The 15,293-nt window shown below is 67.5% G+C and carries 15 protein-coding genes and 1 pseudogene; 10 read left to right on the plus strand and 6 right to left on the minus strand.

Annotated features, from left to right (window positions below; all coding sequences use genetic code 11):
* Position 1: 1 nt before the first annotated feature.
* Complete coding sequence (locus B1790_RS02330) at positions 2 to 511, minus strand: hypothetical protein (RefSeq protein ID WP_142270972.1); 510 nt, start codon at positions 509 to 511, stop codon at positions 2 to 4.
* A 192-nt stretch (positions 512 to 703) separates the two neighbouring features.
* On the opposite strand from B1790_RS02330, the gene B1790_RS02335 reads away from it, so the two are divergent.
* Positions 704 to 1,108, plus strand: coding sequence for a hypothetical protein (locus tag B1790_RS02335; protein ID WP_079921531.1), 405 nt, complete (start codon positions 704 to 706; stop codon positions 1,106 to 1,108).
* 28 nt (positions 1,109 to 1,136) lie between these two features.
* Here B1790_RS02335 and B1790_RS02340 read toward each other — a convergent pair whose 3' ends face one another.
* Both B1790_RS02340 and B1790_RS02345 read right to left on the minus strand, forming a co-directional pair.
* Entirely contained in the window at positions 1,137 to 1,586 is a 450-nt protein-coding gene (locus B1790_RS02340; protein ID WP_079921532.1) for a hypothetical protein, read from the minus strand.
* A gap of 44 nt (positions 1,587 to 1,630) precedes the next feature.
* Positions 1,631 to 2,917 carry a cytochrome P450 gene (locus tag B1790_RS02345; RefSeq protein WP_079921533.1) on the minus strand — a complete coding sequence of 429 codons (1,287 nt, stop codon included), beginning with the start codon at positions 2,915 to 2,917 and terminating at the stop codon, positions 1,631 to 1,633.
* A gap of 202 nt (positions 2,918 to 3,119) precedes the next feature.
* On the opposite strand from B1790_RS02345, the gene B1790_RS02350 reads away from it, so the two are divergent.
* Positions 3,120 to 3,752, plus strand: a complete 633-nt coding sequence (locus B1790_RS02350) for a TetR/AcrR family transcriptional regulator (protein ID WP_079921534.1) — start codon at positions 3,120 to 3,122, stop codon at positions 3,750 to 3,752.
* Here the strand turns inward: B1790_RS02350 and B1790_RS02355 are convergent.
* Positions 3,749 to 4,225, minus strand: a complete 477-nt coding sequence (locus B1790_RS02355; RefSeq protein ID WP_142270973.1) for a hypothetical protein — start codon at positions 4,223 to 4,225, stop codon at positions 3,749 to 3,751. The genes B1790_RS02350 and B1790_RS02355 overlap by 4 nt on opposite strands.
* A gap of 142 nt (positions 4,226 to 4,367) precedes the next feature.
* On the opposite strand from B1790_RS02355, the gene B1790_RS02360 reads away from it, so the two are divergent.
* Genes B1790_RS02360 through B1790_RS02385 form a run of 6 tightly spaced genes read left to right on the plus strand, consistent with a single transcriptional unit; the run spans position 4,368 to position 10,321 of the window.
* Positions 4,368 to 5,600, plus strand: a complete 1,233-nt coding sequence (locus B1790_RS02360) for an acetyl-CoA C-acetyltransferase (protein ID WP_079921692.1) — start codon at positions 4,368 to 4,370, stop codon at positions 5,598 to 5,600.
* 2 nt (positions 5,601 to 5,602) lie between these two features.
* The gene (locus B1790_RS02365; protein WP_079921536.1) at positions 5,603 to 6,388 is read left to right on the plus strand and encodes an enoyl-CoA hydratase/isomerase family protein; all 786 of its coding nucleotides are present in this window, start codon (positions 5,603 to 5,605) and stop codon (positions 6,386 to 6,388) included.
* A gap of 11 nt (positions 6,389 to 6,399) precedes the next feature.
* Positions 6,400 to 7,716 carry an acyl-CoA dehydrogenase family protein gene (locus B1790_RS02370; protein ID WP_079921693.1) on the plus strand — a complete coding sequence of 439 codons (1,317 nt, stop codon included), beginning with the start codon at positions 6,400 to 6,402 and terminating at the stop codon, positions 7,714 to 7,716.
* The gene (locus B1790_RS02375) at positions 7,713 to 8,498 is read left to right on the plus strand and encodes an SDR family NAD(P)-dependent oxidoreductase (protein ID WP_079921537.1); all 786 of its coding nucleotides are present in this window, start codon (positions 7,713 to 7,715) and stop codon (positions 8,496 to 8,498) included. Before B1790_RS02370 ends, B1790_RS02375 begins: the two co-directional genes overlap by 4 nt.
* Positions 8,485 to 9,450: a phosphotransferase family protein gene (locus tag B1790_RS02380; protein ID WP_079921538.1), complete on the plus strand. Its 966-nt coding sequence runs from the start codon at positions 8,485 to 8,487 to the stop codon at positions 9,448 to 9,450. Before B1790_RS02375 ends, B1790_RS02380 begins: the two co-directional genes overlap by 14 nt.
* 16 nt (positions 9,451 to 9,466) lie before the next feature.
* Positions 9,467 to 10,321: an LLM class flavin-dependent oxidoreductase gene (locus tag B1790_RS02385; RefSeq protein ID WP_079921539.1), complete on the plus strand. Its 855-nt coding sequence runs from the start codon at positions 9,467 to 9,469 to the stop codon at positions 10,319 to 10,321.
* 77 nt (positions 10,322 to 10,398) lie between these two features.
* Here B1790_RS02385 and B1790_RS35755 read toward each other — a convergent pair.
* A pseudogene (locus tag B1790_RS35755) lies at positions 10,399 to 10,564 on the minus strand (LLM class flavin-dependent oxidoreductase); the annotation flags it as partial.
* Positions 10,565 to 10,679: 115 nt separating this feature from the next.
* On the opposite strand from B1790_RS35755, the gene B1790_RS02390 reads away from it, so the two are divergent.
* A complete protein-coding gene (locus tag B1790_RS02390) occupies positions 10,680 to 12,899 on the plus strand; it encodes a molybdopterin-dependent oxidoreductase (protein ID WP_079921540.1) in 2,220 nt (739 codons plus the stop codon).
* Here B1790_RS02390 and B1790_RS02395 read toward each other — a convergent pair whose 3' ends face one another.
* Positions 12,900 to 13,637: an enoyl-CoA hydratase/isomerase family protein gene (locus tag B1790_RS02395; protein ID WP_079921695.1), complete on the minus strand. Its 738-nt coding sequence runs from the start codon at positions 13,635 to 13,637 to the stop codon at positions 12,900 to 12,902. It abuts the gene before it with no gap.
* Positions 13,638 to 13,718: 81 nt separating this feature from the next.
* On the opposite strand from B1790_RS02395, the gene B1790_RS02400 reads away from it, so the two are divergent.
* Complete coding sequence (locus B1790_RS02400) at positions 13,719 to 15,266, plus strand: AMP-binding protein (protein WP_079921698.1); 1,548 nt, start codon at positions 13,719 to 13,721, stop codon at positions 15,264 to 15,266.
* Positions 15,267 to 15,293: the final 27 nt, after the last annotated feature.

A 15,293-nucleotide genomic window follows, 5' to 3' on the forward strand; every position in this document is an offset into this window, starting at 1 on the left:
GTCAAGAAATCTTGAGGATCTTGACCGGCAGGCTCAGCACGAGGGACTTGCTTCTGCCGCAGTTGCCGCTGATCCCGGTCGTCACGTCATCGCCCAACCACGTGTCGGAGACGTTTTGAACGAGGCCCTCGTCGGTCGCGGGGTAGATGTGGTACACCTGCAGCCCGGGGGCTGTGCCCCCGTCCGGGCATGGAATCCATTCGGGCACAGCGTGTTTGACGAACCAGTTTGCTCCCGAGGTCGTGTAGATGTCCTCGGTCCACCCCAGCGAACTGGTCACCTTGCCCGCGCAGGTCAGCGCCGTGGTGCAGGTGGAGGTGACGGTCCAGGTGCTGCGCACCGTCGGCTCGTCCTGGAAGCGGTCGTTCATCCTGGCCCACTCTCCGTTGGAGACCACGGAGTACGTGCCGTTCATGGCGTACTGCTCATATTCCGCAGTGGCCGGCGGCGCCAGCACGACGGAGGCACCGGCGATCAGCATCACTCCGGCGAGGGACTTGGCTAGTTCCATGACCACCCCTCGATGCGTTACCCAGTCGGCGTCGACGGGCGCCGTCACGGCAATGGCGTTCTGCCACTGACGATAACATCTTTCACCGCGCTGGCGGCAGCGTTCGGGGCGCAGTACCTGGTACGGCGAATCGGTGTCGGCGAGTGCGCCAGATGCGGCGAAATCCGGCGTCCTGCATGACAGAATCGTGGAGTGCGTATTGCCAGGGGCGTTGCAGCCGGATTCTTGATTGCCGGTCTGACCGTGGCGCCCTCGGCGGCCGCGGATCCCGCCGATCCGGCACCCGCCGACGATCCGACGTCGTGCAACGAACCGGCCTGTGTGCCGGGGATTCGGCCGGGGGCGGTTCTCGGCGCACCGTGCGATCAGACGACGTATTACGTCTTCGGAGTGACGGATTGGGGCCGGGTGGTGTTCTGCGGGTCGCCGCGCCGCTACGCTCCGCGGTGGTTTCGATCCACCGAACTGCGTGGCGTCAAGCTCGAAGGCGGCAACTGCTCGGGCCGCGACGGCGAGATGGCCCAAGCGCCTGACGGGCTGTTCCTGTCCTGCGACGCACGCAACGGAGCGAGCACGTGGACGCGCGGCGACCTTTGAGGTTCGATCCCATCGCCCGGCGACGGGCTCAGTACGGTTGCAGGGCAAAGGTATACGTGCTGACGCCCCCGGGGGCTCCGTAGCACCCGGCGTCATAGGTCGAGTTGATCGTTCCGGCCAGCGTCGCGGCGTCCCACGAGTAGACGTCGTGCGAGGGCAGGTTGTACCCCACACAGCGCACTCCGTCGATTACGTCCACGGTCAGCGTGTATCGGCCGTCGGCATAGAACGCAATGTTCTGGAATCGTTGACTCTTCAGGGGCCGCGGAATGGCGATGACGTTGAGGTTGTCGGTGTGTGGCGCCAACACGGGATCGTCGTAGTACGTGCCGCAATCGGGATCGTCGTTGCACGAGTGCGTCACCGACCAGATCCACGAATGGTCGTTCCACCGGTCGTTGAGGACCTCGTAGTTCCCTATCCGCATGTGTGGCGCGGCGCTGGCGACGGGCGCCGACATGGTCGCCGCCGCAGCCATTAGCACGCCCAGCAGGGGTGCTGGGCGCCGCCAACGGGAACCGGTCAGCTCGACACCACCGGCGTGAACTCGATGTTGATCTCGGTAAGCCCCCGCAGGATGAACGTGGGCTCGTAGTTGTAGCTGCGATCGCCAGCCGGACCGTGCTTCTCCTCGTCGATGCGAATGTCGCCCATCCGGTCGAGGATTCGCTCCATCGACACTCGGCCCTCGACGCGGGCCAATGGGCCGCCGGGACAGGAGTGCACACCCCGTCCGAAGGCGATGTGCTCGCGCACGTTCTTGCGGTCGAGGCTGAACTCGTGGGGGTTCTCGAAGCGCACCGGGTCGCGGTTGACCGCGCCCGGGCAGACCATCATGGTGGTGCCGGCGGGAACGTCGGTGCCGTTGAGGACCGTGTTCTTCTTGGCGAGCCGGAACTGGCTCTTGACGGGCGCGTCCATGCGCAGCGCCTCCTCGACGAATATCGGTATGCGGCTACGGTCCTTGCGCAGGGCGTCCTGGATGTCGGGACGGTCGCCGAGGACCTTGATCGACGCCGACAGCAACTTGGTGGTGGTCTCCTGGCCTGCCGCGAAGAGGAACGTGGCCGAGCGGGCAACCTCGATGACGGGCGGTGTCGACCCGTCGGGGAACTTCGCCGTTGCCAACGCGGTCAGGACGTCGTCCCTGGGGTTCTCGCGGCGGTCCTCGAGGTAGGCGACGAACTTGTCGTCGAGCCATGCCAGGGGATTGGTCGCCACCAGCTCACCCTGGAGCGATCCCACCGTCGCACCGGGCCTGGGTGCGCCGAGGACGGTTCGGAATTCGTCGTGGTCCTCGTGCGGCACGCCAAGGAGGTCGGCGATCACCAACAGCGAGAACGGCTTTGCATACGCAGAGAGGAATTCGCACTTTCCGTCGGCGACGATGTCGTCGAGGCACTCGTCTGCCAGCCGCCACATGAAGGTCTCGTTCTCCTTCAGTCGACTCGGGGTCAGCAGCCGGTTGAGCAACGAGCGGGCGTTGGTGTGGTCGGGCGGGTCCATGGTGACCATGTGCTCGAACATCGGCATGAGCTGCCGGTGTTCGGAGATCTGCGCGGTGATGTCGTCGCCCTCGGGGGTGAACGGCAGTGGCGGGAAGGGCCCGGCCACCGCAATGCACGACGAGTAGGTGTCGGTGTCCTTCAGGACCGTGTTGGCCTCCTCGTACCCGGTGATGGCGAGGACCCCGTAGTTGGGTTCGCGGACGACCGGGCACTTGCTGCGCAGGTGGTCGAAGTACGGGTGCGGATCCGGCACCAACGACTGATCGGTGAAGTAGTCGACGGTGTCGAAGTCTGCGGTCATGGTCGAGAATGTCCTTCCAGTTCCCTGACGGGCGACGGATGAGGTTGGGCGAGGCGTGATTCGTGGTTGCACCACGTGGGTTGCCGTAGATGCTGAGCACATGCTTAGCATTGCGTGATGGCCCGGTCAAGGGGATCTGAGCGCGCCGCGCCTACCATTCGCTTGGGGGGCGCTGCCATTCACACGAGAGGGAGGTGACGGCATGGCATCGGATCGGAGGGTCGCGGGACCCGAGGCCAAGAACCGTGCCGTGCTGCTCGACGCGGCCGAACAGCTGATGCTGGAGGACGGGTATGCGGCGGTGACGTCGCGGCGCGTCGCCGAGCGTGCCGGCCTGAAGCCCCAACTGGTGCACTACTACTTCCGCACGATGGACGACATGTTCGTCGAGATCTTCCGTCGCCGGGCGGTCCAGGGGCTCGAGGTGCAGGCGCGCGCACTCGACTCGCCGCAGCCGTTGTGGGCCCTGTGGGAGTTCGGCATCGATCCCGCCGGCACGCAACTCACCATGGAATTCATGGGGCTGGCCAACCACCGGAAGGCGCTGCGGGCCGAGATCGGCGCCTACGCCGAGCAATTCCGCAGGCAACAGGTGGACGCGATCGCCACGGCGTTGCGCCGCTACGGCTACGACGTGTCGGACGTACCACCGGTGGTCTGGGCGGTCTTCGCGACGAGCGTGACGCGCGTACTGGTCATGGAGCAGGCGCTGGGAATGTCGAGCGGCCACGCGGAGATGCTTGCGTTCTGCGAATCGTGGTTGCACCGGATGGAGGGTGAGCGCATGGTCGACGCCGACGCGACGCGTGGGGTTGGCGCCTCGGTCGAACACTAGTAATTCCGTATCGAGCACAGCGCGCCGACCGGTCCCTGCTTGGCGACCACCACCTTGCCGTCCACGGCGAGCACGCAGTGAAAGTTGGGCCGACTCGGCGAATCCAGGCTGGTGACCGTGACCATCGCCCAGTCGTCGGGGTTGGCCAGCATGACGTCCATGGTCCACTGCTGATTCGGGCCGAGGTCGGCCTCGACGTTGGGCGTGAATGCGTAGGGGTCGTGGCTGTAGTCGGCGAAGTTCGGCGGATCGACTGCGTGATAGTAGATTTCGGCGTTGCGGAACGGCGTCTCGGAGAACACGGTGTACTTCACCGCGTGCAAGGGTGGTCCGGGAGTGGGTTCGTCATCGGCTAGTGCGACGGGGACGGCAGTCCCGGCGCCGAGCACCAGTCCCGTCGTCAGCAGCAGTGGCACCAGCGCCACGCGGCCGGTGAGTTGCCGAGGTCGCCGGCGACGTCGCGGAAAGCGCATTTTCGTATTTTAGAACTTGATTTCCTCGGCGGGCCGGTAACGGCCCAATTCATCACGGGGCTTCATCGGATATTGCTGTGCATCTACCCGATCGGCTCGTATGCTCGAGATGAGAATGACGTTCTTGACTTCAGGAGTGCACATGCCCGTCGACGCCTGGATCGTCGACGCGGTCCGCACGCCAAGGGGCAGGGGACGGCCCGACGGGGCGCTTCACGGGATCCATCCCCAGGAGCTCTTTGCACTGTGTCTGCAGGGCCTCGCCCACCGCGTCGGGTTCGACCCCGGTGATGTCGAGGACGTCGTCGCAGGCAACGGGATCCTCGCTGGAGACCACGGCGACGACATCGCCCGCCTCGCCGTGCTACTCGCGGGCTGGCCCGAGTCGGTGCCGGGCATGACGCTCAACCGCTTCTGCGGCTCCGGCCAGCAGGCGATCACCGTCGCCGCCATGGGCGTGGGCAGCGGAGCACAAGACCTCGTGGTGGCAGGCGGGGTGGAATCGATGTCGCGGTGGGGCGTCGCCGCCGGTGCCACGACCATCGACGGCACGAATGCCGCACTGCGTCAGCGGTATCCGACGGTGCCGCAGGGTGTCTCGGCCGACCTGATCGCCTCCGTCGAGGGCTTCACCCGCGACGACGTCGACGAATATGCCGCCGAGAGTCAGCGGCGCGCCGCGGTGGCGACCGCCAACGGCTACTTTGCAGGCTCGCTGCTCACCATCCGCGGTCCAGACGGCGAGGTGCTGCTCGACCGTGACGAGCATCCTCGCGGGGGAACGACGACCGAGGGGCTGGCCCGGCTCCGGGCCGCCTTCGAAGCTCTCGGCGGTACCCGTTTCGAGGGGGAGAGCCGTACCTTCGACGAGATCTGCCTCGAGCGGTATCCCGGTGTGGGCCGCGTGGAGCACGTGCACCACGCAGGCAACTCCTCCGGTGTCGTCGACGGTGCGGCAGCGGCGGTCATCGCGTCGGACCGCTGGGTCCGTCAACACGGCGTCGCGCCGCGCGCCCGCATCCGCGCCACCGCGGCCGTCGGTTCCGAACCGGTCATCATGCTGACTGCTCCCGGTCCGGCCGCCCGACGCTGTCTGGACAAGGCCGGTATGACCCTCGGCGACGTCGACCTTTGGGAGGTCAACGAGGCGTTCGCCGCCGTGCCGCTCAAGACCATTCGCGACCTCGACCTCGACCCCGACCGCGTGAACGTCAACGGCGGCGCCATTGCGCTCGGACACCCCATCGGCGCCACCGGTGCGATGCTCATCGGCACGGTCCTCGACGAGTTGGAGCGACGCGATCTGACCGTCGGCCTGGTGACGATGTGCACCGGCGGCGGCATGGGCACCGCGACCGTCGTCGAACGGGTGTAGCCATGCCCACCACCCTGGACGTCGAGGCGGCCGCCGACGGTGTCGCCGTACTTCGGCTGAACCGGCCGTCGCGCCTCAACGCGGTCGACCAGGCGATGCGTGACGAGCTGACCTGCGTGCTGGCCGCACTGGCGACCGATCGCTCGGTGCGGGTCGTCGTGCTCACCGGTGCGGGCCGCGGCTTCTGCTCGGGTTTGGACGTACGGGACTTCGGGCCGGCCATGCTCGACGCCAGCGCCCCCACCGTCGACCGGATGCGATTCCAAGAGGCGATGGCGGCACTGCCGACTGCGCTCCGCGCGCTCCCGCAACCGGTCATTGCCGCCGTCAACGGGCCGTGCGTCGGCGCCGGACTAGCCCTGTGCCTCGCCTCAGACATCCGGATCTGCTCCACTGCAGCCACATTCGGCAACGCCGCGATCCTCCTGGGCCTGTCCGGCGCGGAGATGGGCACCAGCTACCACCTGCCGCGCATCGTCGGCACCAGTGTCGCCGCCGACTGGACGCTCACCGGTCGGACGGTGTCCGCCGAGGAAGCCGATCGCCGCGGGTTGGTCAGCGAGATCCTCGAACCCGATCGGCTGGTGGATCGTGCGCTGGAGCTGGCCGCCCTCATCGCAGGCCTTGCCCCGCTTGGTGTCGAACTCACCAAGCGAGCGCTACAGGCCAACGTCGACGCGCCCCTGGATGCGTCGCTCGAACTCGAGAACCGCAACCAGGTTCTCACCCACGCCACCGACGACGCCGCCGCCCGCAGGCAAGCGTGGTCGGGACGTGGCGACGACTGAAGGGAACGAAGATGGCGTGGGACTTCACCACCGACCCCGAGTGGGCCGAGCAACTGGCGTGGGTCGAGGACTTCGTCCGCAACGAGTGTGAGCCGGTCGACTACGTCATCACCGAGTCCCACGACCTCAACGATCCCGTTCGTCAGGCGCTCATCCCGCCGCTGCAGCAGATGGTCAAGGACCGCGGGCTGTGGGCCACCCATCTGGGACGGCACCTGGGCGGGCCCGGCCATGGCCAGATGAAGCTGGCACTGCTCAACGAGATTCTGGGCCGCTCGGAATGCGCACCCATCGTGTTCGGTTCGCAGGCACCCGATTCGGGCAACAGCGAGATCCTCGCTCACTACGGCACCCCTGAGCTGAAACGACGATACCTGGAGCCGCTGCTCGACAATCGCATCGTCTCGTGCTTCTCGATGACTGAGCCGCAGGGCGGGGCCGATCCGAAGGTGTTCACCACCAACGCGGTTCAGGACGGTGACCACTGGGTCATCAACGGGGAGAAGTGGTACTCGTCGTTCGCCTCGATGGCGTCGTTCATCATCGTGATGGCCCTGACCGACCCCGAAGCGTCGCCATATCAACGGTATTCGATGTTCGTGCTCCCTGGTGACACGCCTGGCATCAACGTGCTGCGTGACGTGGGCTTGGGTTACCAACCGCTGGGCGGCGGGGGCCGCGAGGGATACGTCCGCTACGAGAACGTCCGCGTGCCCGACGATCACATGCTCGGCCCACGGGGCGGCGCCTTCGTCGTGGCGCAGACTCGGCTGGGCGGCGGGCGAATTCACCACGCCATGCGCACGGTGGGACTGGTGCGGCGGATCTACGACATGATCTGCGAGCGGGCGGTGTCGCGCTACACCCAGGGCGAGGTGCTGGCGAACAAGCAGATGGTGCAGGAGATGATCGCCGACTCGTGGATGGAGATCGAGGCGTTCCGTTTGCTCACGCTCCAAACCGCATGGAAGATCGACAAGTTCAACGATTACCAGGCTGTCCGCGGTGACATCTCCGCAGTCAAGGCCATGATGCAGAAGGTGCTGCACGACGTGTCGGCCCGCGCCCTGCAGATCCACGGCTCGTTGGGCACCTCCAACGAGATGCCCTTCGTGCAATACCTGACCGAGTCGTTCGTCCTGGGCCTGGCGGACGGTCCCACCGAGGTCCACAAGGTGACGCTGGCGCGGCAACTGCTCAAGGACGTCACGCCTGCGCCCGACGGCTTTCCCTCCGAACACCTGCTGCGACTACGGGAGGCGGCCATGGTGAAGTTCGCCGACCGACTGGCTGGCATCCCGCGCGGCGACGTGGCGAGGGTCGGATGAGCGCCGGGTGTGCAGGCAAGGTGGCACTGGTCACGGGCGCGAGCCGCGGGCTGGGCAAGGCGATCGCGCAGCGCTTCGCGGCCGAGGGTGCGACGGTCGCGATCACCGCACGCACGATGAACCCCGATCCCAAGTACGACGGCTCGCTGGGGCAGACCCGCGACGAGATCCTCGCCGAGGGCGGCACGGCGCTGGCCGTGGCGGCCGACCTCTCGGACTCCGGGGACCGCACCAGGATGTTCGACGAGGTCGTGAATCTCGTTGGAGCGCCGGATATTCTGGTCAACAACGCCGCGGTCACGTTCCTGCGGCCGCTGGAGGGCTTTCCGGAGAAGCGCGCCCGGCTGATGGTCGAGATGCACGTCATCGCGCCGCTGCACCTGGCCCAGCTGGCCATCCCCGGGATGCGCGACCGAGGACGGGGCTGGATCCTCAACCTCACCTCCGTGGGCGGTGAGCTCCCGCCCGGTCCGCCGTTCGACGACTTCGACCGCGCTGCCGGGTTCGGCATGTACGGCACCGTGAAGGCGGCCATGAACCGGATGACCAAGAGCTTGGCCGCCGAACTGTACGACGACGGCATCGCCGTCAACGCCGCCGCGCCAACCAAACCCGTTGCCACGCCCGGCGCGGGGGCCCTGGACCTGGCCAAGGTCGACACCGAGGACATCGGGCTCATCGTCGAGACCGTGTTCCGCCTGTGCACTGCGGACCCGCGGACACGGACCGGGTGCATCGCTCATACCCAGGACTTCCTTCGGCAGTCCGATGCCCGGGACTAATTCGCAGTCGCTGGACCTGGTGCGCTCGCGGTTGGCCGGCCGTCGTGTGACCGACGTGCGGCCGCTGGCCGGCGGCGCGTCGAGCCTGACCTACGTGGGCGCGGTCGGCGGGCAGCGAGTGGTGGTCAAGATGGCGCCGCCGGGACTGCCTCCAACCCGGCACCGCGACGTGTTGCGCCAGGCCCGGATCATCCGCGCACTGGGAGGCACGTCGGTGCCCGTACCCGAGGTGTTGTGGGAGGACGCGGGTGATCCACCCCTGTTCGTGATGACCTTCCTCGACGGCGAAGCGGCCGAGCCGCTCTTCGACGCGGGTCCCGCTCACGCCACGGTGGCCCAACGGATGCGTAACGCCGCTCGCGTGATGGCCGAACTGCATGGCGTCGACGTCGCGGCGGTGGGGCTGGGCGACGAACCCGTCGTCGGACCCGGTGCCGAGGTCGACCGGTGGTGCCGGGCGCTGGAGACGGTCGACCCGGGTGTGGCCCCCGGGTGGCCGAGCGTGGCCGACGAGCTGCGAGCGACGACGCCCACCGCGCTGCCAACGTCGTTGGTGCACGGCGACTTTCGGCTGGGGAATCTGCTGGCCGACGGTGCGCGCATCAACGCCGTCGTCGACTGGGAGATCTGGTCGGCGGGCGACCCGCGGGTGGACGTGGGCTGGTTTCTGGTCAACGCCGATCCCGACACCTACCGCCGCGTCACGCCGCACCTCGGTTCGACGCCCTCGCCCGCCGAACTGACGGATGTCTACGCCGACGCGCTGGGTGCCGAGGTCGCCGACCTTGACTGGTTCCAGGCGCTGGCCTGTTTCAAGTCGGCCGCCACCTGGTCGTTGCTCGTCAAGAACAACCGCCGTCGGGTCGACCCGGACCCCGAACTCGAGGCCATGGCGCCCGCCCTGCCGCGGTTGATCGACCGCGCCGCGCACTTCCTTTCGGCCGCAGTGTGATCCGAGGAGACTGGACATGACCGAGTGGTTCCTGTACATGTCGCAGTACCGGCTGGCGATACCCGACTTCGTGGCACGGGCGCAGGCGGCCGAGGCCAGCGGTTTCGACGGCGTGGCGTTCTTCGACCACCTGGAAACCCCTGGTGCGCCTGGGTTTCCAGTGTGGGAGGCGATGGGCATCGCCACCTGGGTGGCCGCGAGGACTACCACGCTGCGCGTCGGGCACCTGGTGCTGTGCGACGCGTTCCGTCACCCCGCCGTGCTGGCCAAGCAGGCGGTGACGCTGGCCGAGGCGTCCGAGGGCAGGTTCGAGCTGGGTCTGGGTTCCGGCTCGATGCCCGACGAGCTTGCCAAGTTCGGTCTCGACGGCGGTGACGGTCTGGCTCGAACCCGTCGACTCGACCGAGATCTGACCGCTATCCGCGGTTATTGGGGCCTCGGTGAACGGGTCCACCTGGCGCAGGCTCCTACTCCGACGCAGCCCATTCCGATCGTGGTCGGCGGCACGGGTCCGCGCATGCTGGAGGTCGTTCGCGCGCACGCCGACTGGTGGAACCTGCCCGCCGACAAGGTCGACCGGCTCGGCGAGCTGGCGGGATCGGTCGGCACCGCTCGCCCGTCTGTGCAGCAAATGGTGGGCTTCGCAGGTGCTGGTAGCGATCCGGCGACGGTGCGGGAGGCGAGTGAGAAGCGGTGGGGTCGTCTGGGTCCTGGGCTGGTCTGTGGCGACGCCGACGAGTTGGTCGAGTACTTCACCGGGCTCGCCCTACGCGGCGTGCAACGCTTCTATGTGTGGTTCGCCGATGGCGCGAGACTCGAGTCCGTCGAGGAGTTCGGTGCGACGGTGATCGGGTCCTCTCAGATGCCGTAGCGCAGCTTCACGCCGTGGTAGCGGGCGTTCAGTTGGCGGGCTCGCCCTGCAGCGTCGAGGAGTGTGGTGTCCGGCGGCAGGTCGTCGAGTACTGCAGAAGGCGACACCAGGCGGGTGCGCAACACGGCCCGATTGGCGTCCGGCCAGAAAGCTGACCATGTGGTCAGGCAGCCAGATCGAGTGATAGCACCCGGAGTCGTACTGTGCCAGGGCGTCTAGGGCGAGCGGCACGGTGGTGCGCAAAGCGCCGCGGGTTAAACCGTCATGCTCGCCAATGTGCCTCCCGGCCCGTCGACGTCGCCTATGCTAAGCGAGTGCACAGCACAATCTCGAGAAATCGCACCACCGTCTGCGCGTCATGACCGAGGAGACCGACCACGGTGTCACGCGCCCCGGTATCTGCCGCATCTGCTCGGCTCACTGCGGGGTGCTCGCCACCGTCACCGACGGCAGACTCACCAAGGTCACCGGCGACCCCGACAACCCGATGTTCAAGGGCTACACCTGCGCCAAGGGCCGCGCGCTGCCCGAGATACACAACAACCCACACCGTCTGCTGCACAGTCAGCGGCGGTGCGCGGACGGCTCGTACGAGCGTGTCGCAGCAGAGCAAGCGATGGACGAGATCGCCACCAAAATCGGCGAATTGATCGCCGAGCACGGGCCCCGCTGCGTCGCTCTCTACCTTGGCACCAACGGCCTGCCGTATCCGGCGTCGGCACTGATGGCCAACGCCTTCACCAGGGCGCTCGAGACGCCGATGTTCTTCACCGCCAACACCATCGACCAGCCGGGCAAGCAAATCGCGCTGGCTGCCCATGGTCACTGGCTCGGCGGCGACGTCGACTTTCACGAGGCCGACAGCTGGATGTTGATCGGTACCAACCCGTTGGTGTCCAAGGCGATTGGCATTCCTGGCCAGAATCCGGCGCAGAACCTGAAGGCCGCACTCGCCCGGGGGATGAAGCTGATCGTCGTCGACCCCCGCCGGTCGCAGACCGCTGCGCGCGCTGCGGTGCACCTACAACCCAGGCCGGGTGAAGACGCAGCCATCGTGGCGGCAATGCTCAACGTGATCATCTCAGAGGGATTGTGCGACAGCGCCTTCCTTGCCGAGAACGTCGACGGCTTCGCAGAGTTGGCCCGAGCGGTCTCCGGGTTCACCCCCGACTACGTCGCCGAACGCGCCGACGTCCCCGAGCAGCAGTTGGTCGAGGCGGCCCGACTCTTCGCCACCTACGGTGACCACCGCGGGATGGTGAACGCAGGGACCGGCGCCAACTTCGCCATGCACGGCAACCTGCTGGAGTATCTGTGCCTCTGTCTCACGACCGTCTGCGGGCGGTGGCAACGGGAGGGGCGGCGGGTGACGAGGCCCAACACGTTGATGCCCGCGTTCGCCGCGAAGGCCCAGGCCCATCCGCCCTATGAGGGTTGGGGTTACGGAGAACGGCTGCGGGTGCGCGGTCTGACCGACGCGGTGTGCGGAATGCCAACGGCCGCACTGGCCGACGAGATTCTGCTCGAGGGCGACGGTCAGGTGAAGGCGCTGATCTGCGTCGGCGGAAACCCGATGGCGGCGTGGCCCGATCAGCGCAAGACGCAACGAGCGCTGGAGAGCCTGGACCTGCTGGTCACGCTCGACACCGAGATGTCGCTGACCTCGCGCCTCGCCGACTACGTCATTGCGCCGAAGATGCAGATGGAGACCCCGGCGATGACCCAGGGCAGCGAGCTGATCAAGTTCTACGCCAGCGGCACGGGCATTCCGGCCGCCTACGGCCAGTACGCGCCGCGGCTGGTCGACCCACCCGCCGGCTCGGATCTGACCGAGGAGTGGGAGTTCTTCGTCGGACTGGCCAAACGCATGACACTCGACATGTGGTTCGTCAACTTCTTCGGTGGTGGCGGCGGACGGTTCATGGAGTCACCACCGGTCGTGCTGAACGTCAACGGGGATACCGAGATGACGACAGAGGAGCTGTTCGAGCAGATGTGTGCGAACTCGCGAATTCCGTTGGCGGAGGTGGCCGCTCATCCGCACGGCAAGATCTTCGACGTCGACGCCGTCGTCGGGGAGAAGGACACCGACTGCACGGCCCGCCTGGACGTCGGCAACGCGTATCTGCTGGCCGAGCTGGAGGCCATGTTGACCGATGACTTCAGGGCAGCGCGCAGTGAGCCCAGCTTCCCGTTCCGGTTGATTCCGCGGCGCCACGGCAGTTTCATGAACTCGTCGGGGACGGCGCTCGGCGCGTTGAATCGGGGCAAGGCGTACAACCCGGTCTACATGCATCCAGATGCGATGGCCGCCCTCGGCATCGAAGGTGGGTCCCTGGTGACGGTCACCTCGCCGCACGACCACATCCCGAGCGTTCTTGAGGCCGACGACACGCTGCGTCACGACGTCGTCGCGATGCACCACGCCTTCGGGGGACTGGTGACCGAGGATCACGAGGTACGCGACCGGGGAAGCAACGTCGGGCGGCTGGTGCCCACCGAGACCGACTACGACCCGATCACGGGCATGCCGCGTCAAGGCAACATCCCGGTGCGCGTGACCGCGACGCCCAGCTAGTCAGGTCGGCCGTTTCGCGCGGCTCATCACGCGGTCGGCGGCGGCCCAGTGGTCGTCGGACACCCATAGCCGGGCGAACGATTCGATGGCCTCCTCGACCGTGACCCCCGCGATTACGCTCTTGATGGCGGTGACCGGTGCCGCCGTGAGCTGGCGAGCCACGGCGCGCCACTCGTCTTCGAAGGAGGCGCGGGAGACCACGACGTCCACGAGACCCACCCGGTGGGCCTCGTCGGCGTCGAGAATCCTTCCGGTTCCTGCCAGCAGCAGGGCCCGGCCCTTACCGACGAGGGCGGCGAGGCGCTCGGCGCCACCCCAAGCCGGCATGATCGCCAGCGACACCTGGTTGAAGCCGATCTTGACGTCGTCGGCGGCCAACCGGATGTCGGCCGCGACCGCCACCTCGGCACCGCCGCCGAGGGCGTGCCCGTTCAGCGCCGCCAGGACCGGCCCGGGAAACGTGGCGATGCGATCGCAGACCCCACGCATGCGCCGCGCCATCGCCGCCGCATCAGCCTCGGTGCGCAGCGCACTGAGCTCCTTCAGGTCGCCGCCGGACACGAACGCCTTGTCGCCTGCGCCCCTGATCACCAGCGCGCGGACGCCCGCGGCGGGGTCCAGGGCTTGGTCCAAGACGTTGTCGAGCTGATCCATCGTCTCCAGCGAGATGGCGTTGCGCGCGTGCGGACGGTCGATGGTGACGACGGCCAAACCGTCGTCGACGTCCAGGTCGACCATGGTGTTCGTCCACCGTTCTCCGTTGATGATATTGGCATTCTCAGTCAGGGAGAATAACATCTCCACGTGGTCGCCCACCCGTTGCGAGTCGTCCCGTCCGAACTGGTCAAACGATACGAGGACCAGGGCTGGTGGCGGCGGGAGACCCTCGGCCACATGCTGGCGGCCGGTTTGGCGGCGAACCCCGACGTGGGTTTTCACGTGCACTCGGCCGAGCGCCCCTGGTCGGGCACCTTCGGCGACGTCGAAGCGGTGGCCCGCAGGCTGGCCGCCGGGTTGCGCGCGCGTGGAGTCGGGCCCGGTGACGTGGTGGCCATGCAGTTGCCGAACTGGATGGAGGCCGCCGCAACTTTCTGGGCAACGGCGCTGCTGGGGGCGGTCGTCGTGCCGATCGTGCACTTCTACGGCCCCAAGGAGGTTGGACACATCCTGCGGACCTCCGCGCCCCGGGCCTTCGTCACCACCGAGCGCTTCGGTCGGATGACGTTCTCGCCCGACCTGTGCCGCGACGTGCCGATCGTCGCGCTGGTCGGCGCCGACGGCGAACGCAGCTTCGACGCATTGCTCGCCGAGGATCCGCTGGACGGAGTCGTAGCGACCGACCCGGGTGCCCCCGCGCTGATTGCGTTCACCTCCGGCACCACCCGCGACCCGAAGGGTGTCGTCCACAGCCATCAGACCCTGAGCTGCGAGACCCGCCAACTGCTGGCCTCGTACCCGCCCGACCGCGGCAGGCAGATTACCGCGACGCCGGTTGGCCACTTCATCGGCATGGTCGGCGCCTTCTTGATCCCGGTCATCGAGGGGGCTCCGGTCGACCTGGTCGACGTCTGGGACCCGGCGAAGGTGTTGGCCCTGATGGAGTCCGACGGGTTGTCGATAGGTGGTGGTCCGCCATATTTCGTCACCAGCCTGCTGGACCACCCGGACTGCACCGACGAACATCGGCGGCTCTTCACCACCGTCGGGCTCGGCGGGTCGACCGTGCCCGCTGCGCTCACCCGACGCCTGGCGGACCTCGGCTTCTTCGTGTTCCGCTCATACGGCAGCACCGAGCATCCGTCGATTACGGGCTCGGGTGCCGGCGCGCCGGAGGACAAGCGGCTCTACACCGACGGCAATGCGCGTCCTGGGGTCGAGGTCAGGCTGGCCGACGACGGCGAGATCCTCAGCCGCGGGCCTGACCTCTGCCTGGGCTACACCGACGTCGAACTCACGGCAAGGGCCTTCGACGACGACGGCTGGTATCACACCGGGGACATTGGCGTGCTGGACGCCGACGGCTACCTGACGATCACCGACCGCGTGGCCGACGTGATCATCCGCGGCGGGGAGAACATCAGTGCCCTTGAGGTCGAGGAGGTGCTGCTCGGCATGCCCGAGGTGGTTGAGGCGGTAGTGGTGGCAGCCCCCGACGATCGGTTCGGCGAGCGCGTCGCGGCGGTACTGAGGATCCGGGCCGGTGCGGTCATGCCAACGCTGGCGGAGGTCCGCGCCCAATTCGAGGGCGCCGGTGCGGCCCGGCAGAAGTGGCCTGAGGAACTGCACGAAGCGGACGACTTCCCCCGAACGGCGAGCGGCAAGGTGCAGAAGTTCCGGGTTCGGGAGTCGCTGCGGCCTCGTGTATGACCCGGCCGACCATTGCCAGGCTGCCGC

Origin of the sequence: Mycobacterium sp. AT1, from assembly GCF_002043095.1 — a bacterium.
In the GTDB taxonomy this organism is placed as follows: Bacteria; Actinomycetota; Actinomycetes; order Mycobacteriales; family Mycobacteriaceae; genus Mycobacterium.

Excerpts from the sequence above, each read along its gene's own strand:
- B1790_RS02330 (WP_142270972.1), bottom strand. The coding sequence starts at position 511 with ATGGAACTAGCCAAGTCCCTCGCCGGAGTGATGCTGATCGCCGGTGCC.
- B1790_RS02340 (WP_079921532.1), bottom strand. The coding sequence starts at position 1,586 with ATGGCTGCGGCGGCGACCATGTCGGCGCCCGTCGCCAGCGCCGCGCCA.
- B1790_RS02345 (WP_079921533.1), bottom strand. The coding sequence starts at position 2,917 with ATGACCGCAGACTTCGACACCGTCGACTACTTCACCGATCAGTCGTTG.
- B1790_RS02350 (WP_079921534.1), top strand. The coding sequence starts at position 3,120 with ATGGCATCGGATCGGAGGGTCGCGGGACCCGAGGCCAAGAACCGTGCC.
- B1790_RS02355 (WP_142270973.1), bottom strand. The coding sequence starts at position 4,225 with ATGCGCTTTCCGCGACGTCGCCGGCGACCTCGGCAACTCACCGGCCGC.
- B1790_RS02360 (WP_079921692.1), top strand. The coding sequence starts at position 4,368 with ATGCCCGTCGACGCCTGGATCGTCGACGCGGTCCGCACGCCAAGGGGC.
- B1790_RS02365 (WP_079921536.1), top strand. The coding sequence starts at position 5,603 with ATGCCCACCACCCTGGACGTCGAGGCGGCCGCCGACGGTGTCGCCGTA.
- B1790_RS02370 (WP_079921693.1), top strand. The coding sequence starts at position 6,400 with ATGGCGTGGGACTTCACCACCGACCCCGAGTGGGCCGAGCAACTGGCG.
- B1790_RS02375 (WP_079921537.1), top strand. The coding sequence starts at position 7,713 with ATGAGCGCCGGGTGTGCAGGCAAGGTGGCACTGGTCACGGGCGCGAGC.
- B1790_RS02380 (WP_079921538.1), top strand. The coding sequence starts at position 8,485 with ATGCCCGGGACTAATTCGCAGTCGCTGGACCTGGTGCGCTCGCGGTTG.
- B1790_RS02385 (WP_079921539.1), top strand. The coding sequence starts at position 9,467 with ATGACCGAGTGGTTCCTGTACATGTCGCAGTACCGGCTGGCGATACCC.
- B1790_RS02390 (WP_079921540.1), top strand. The coding sequence starts at position 10,680 with ATGACCGAGGAGACCGACCACGGTGTCACGCGCCCCGGTATCTGCCGC.
- B1790_RS02395 (WP_079921695.1), bottom strand. The coding sequence starts at position 13,637 with ATGGTCGACCTGGACGTCGACGACGGTTTGGCCGTCGTCACCATCGAC.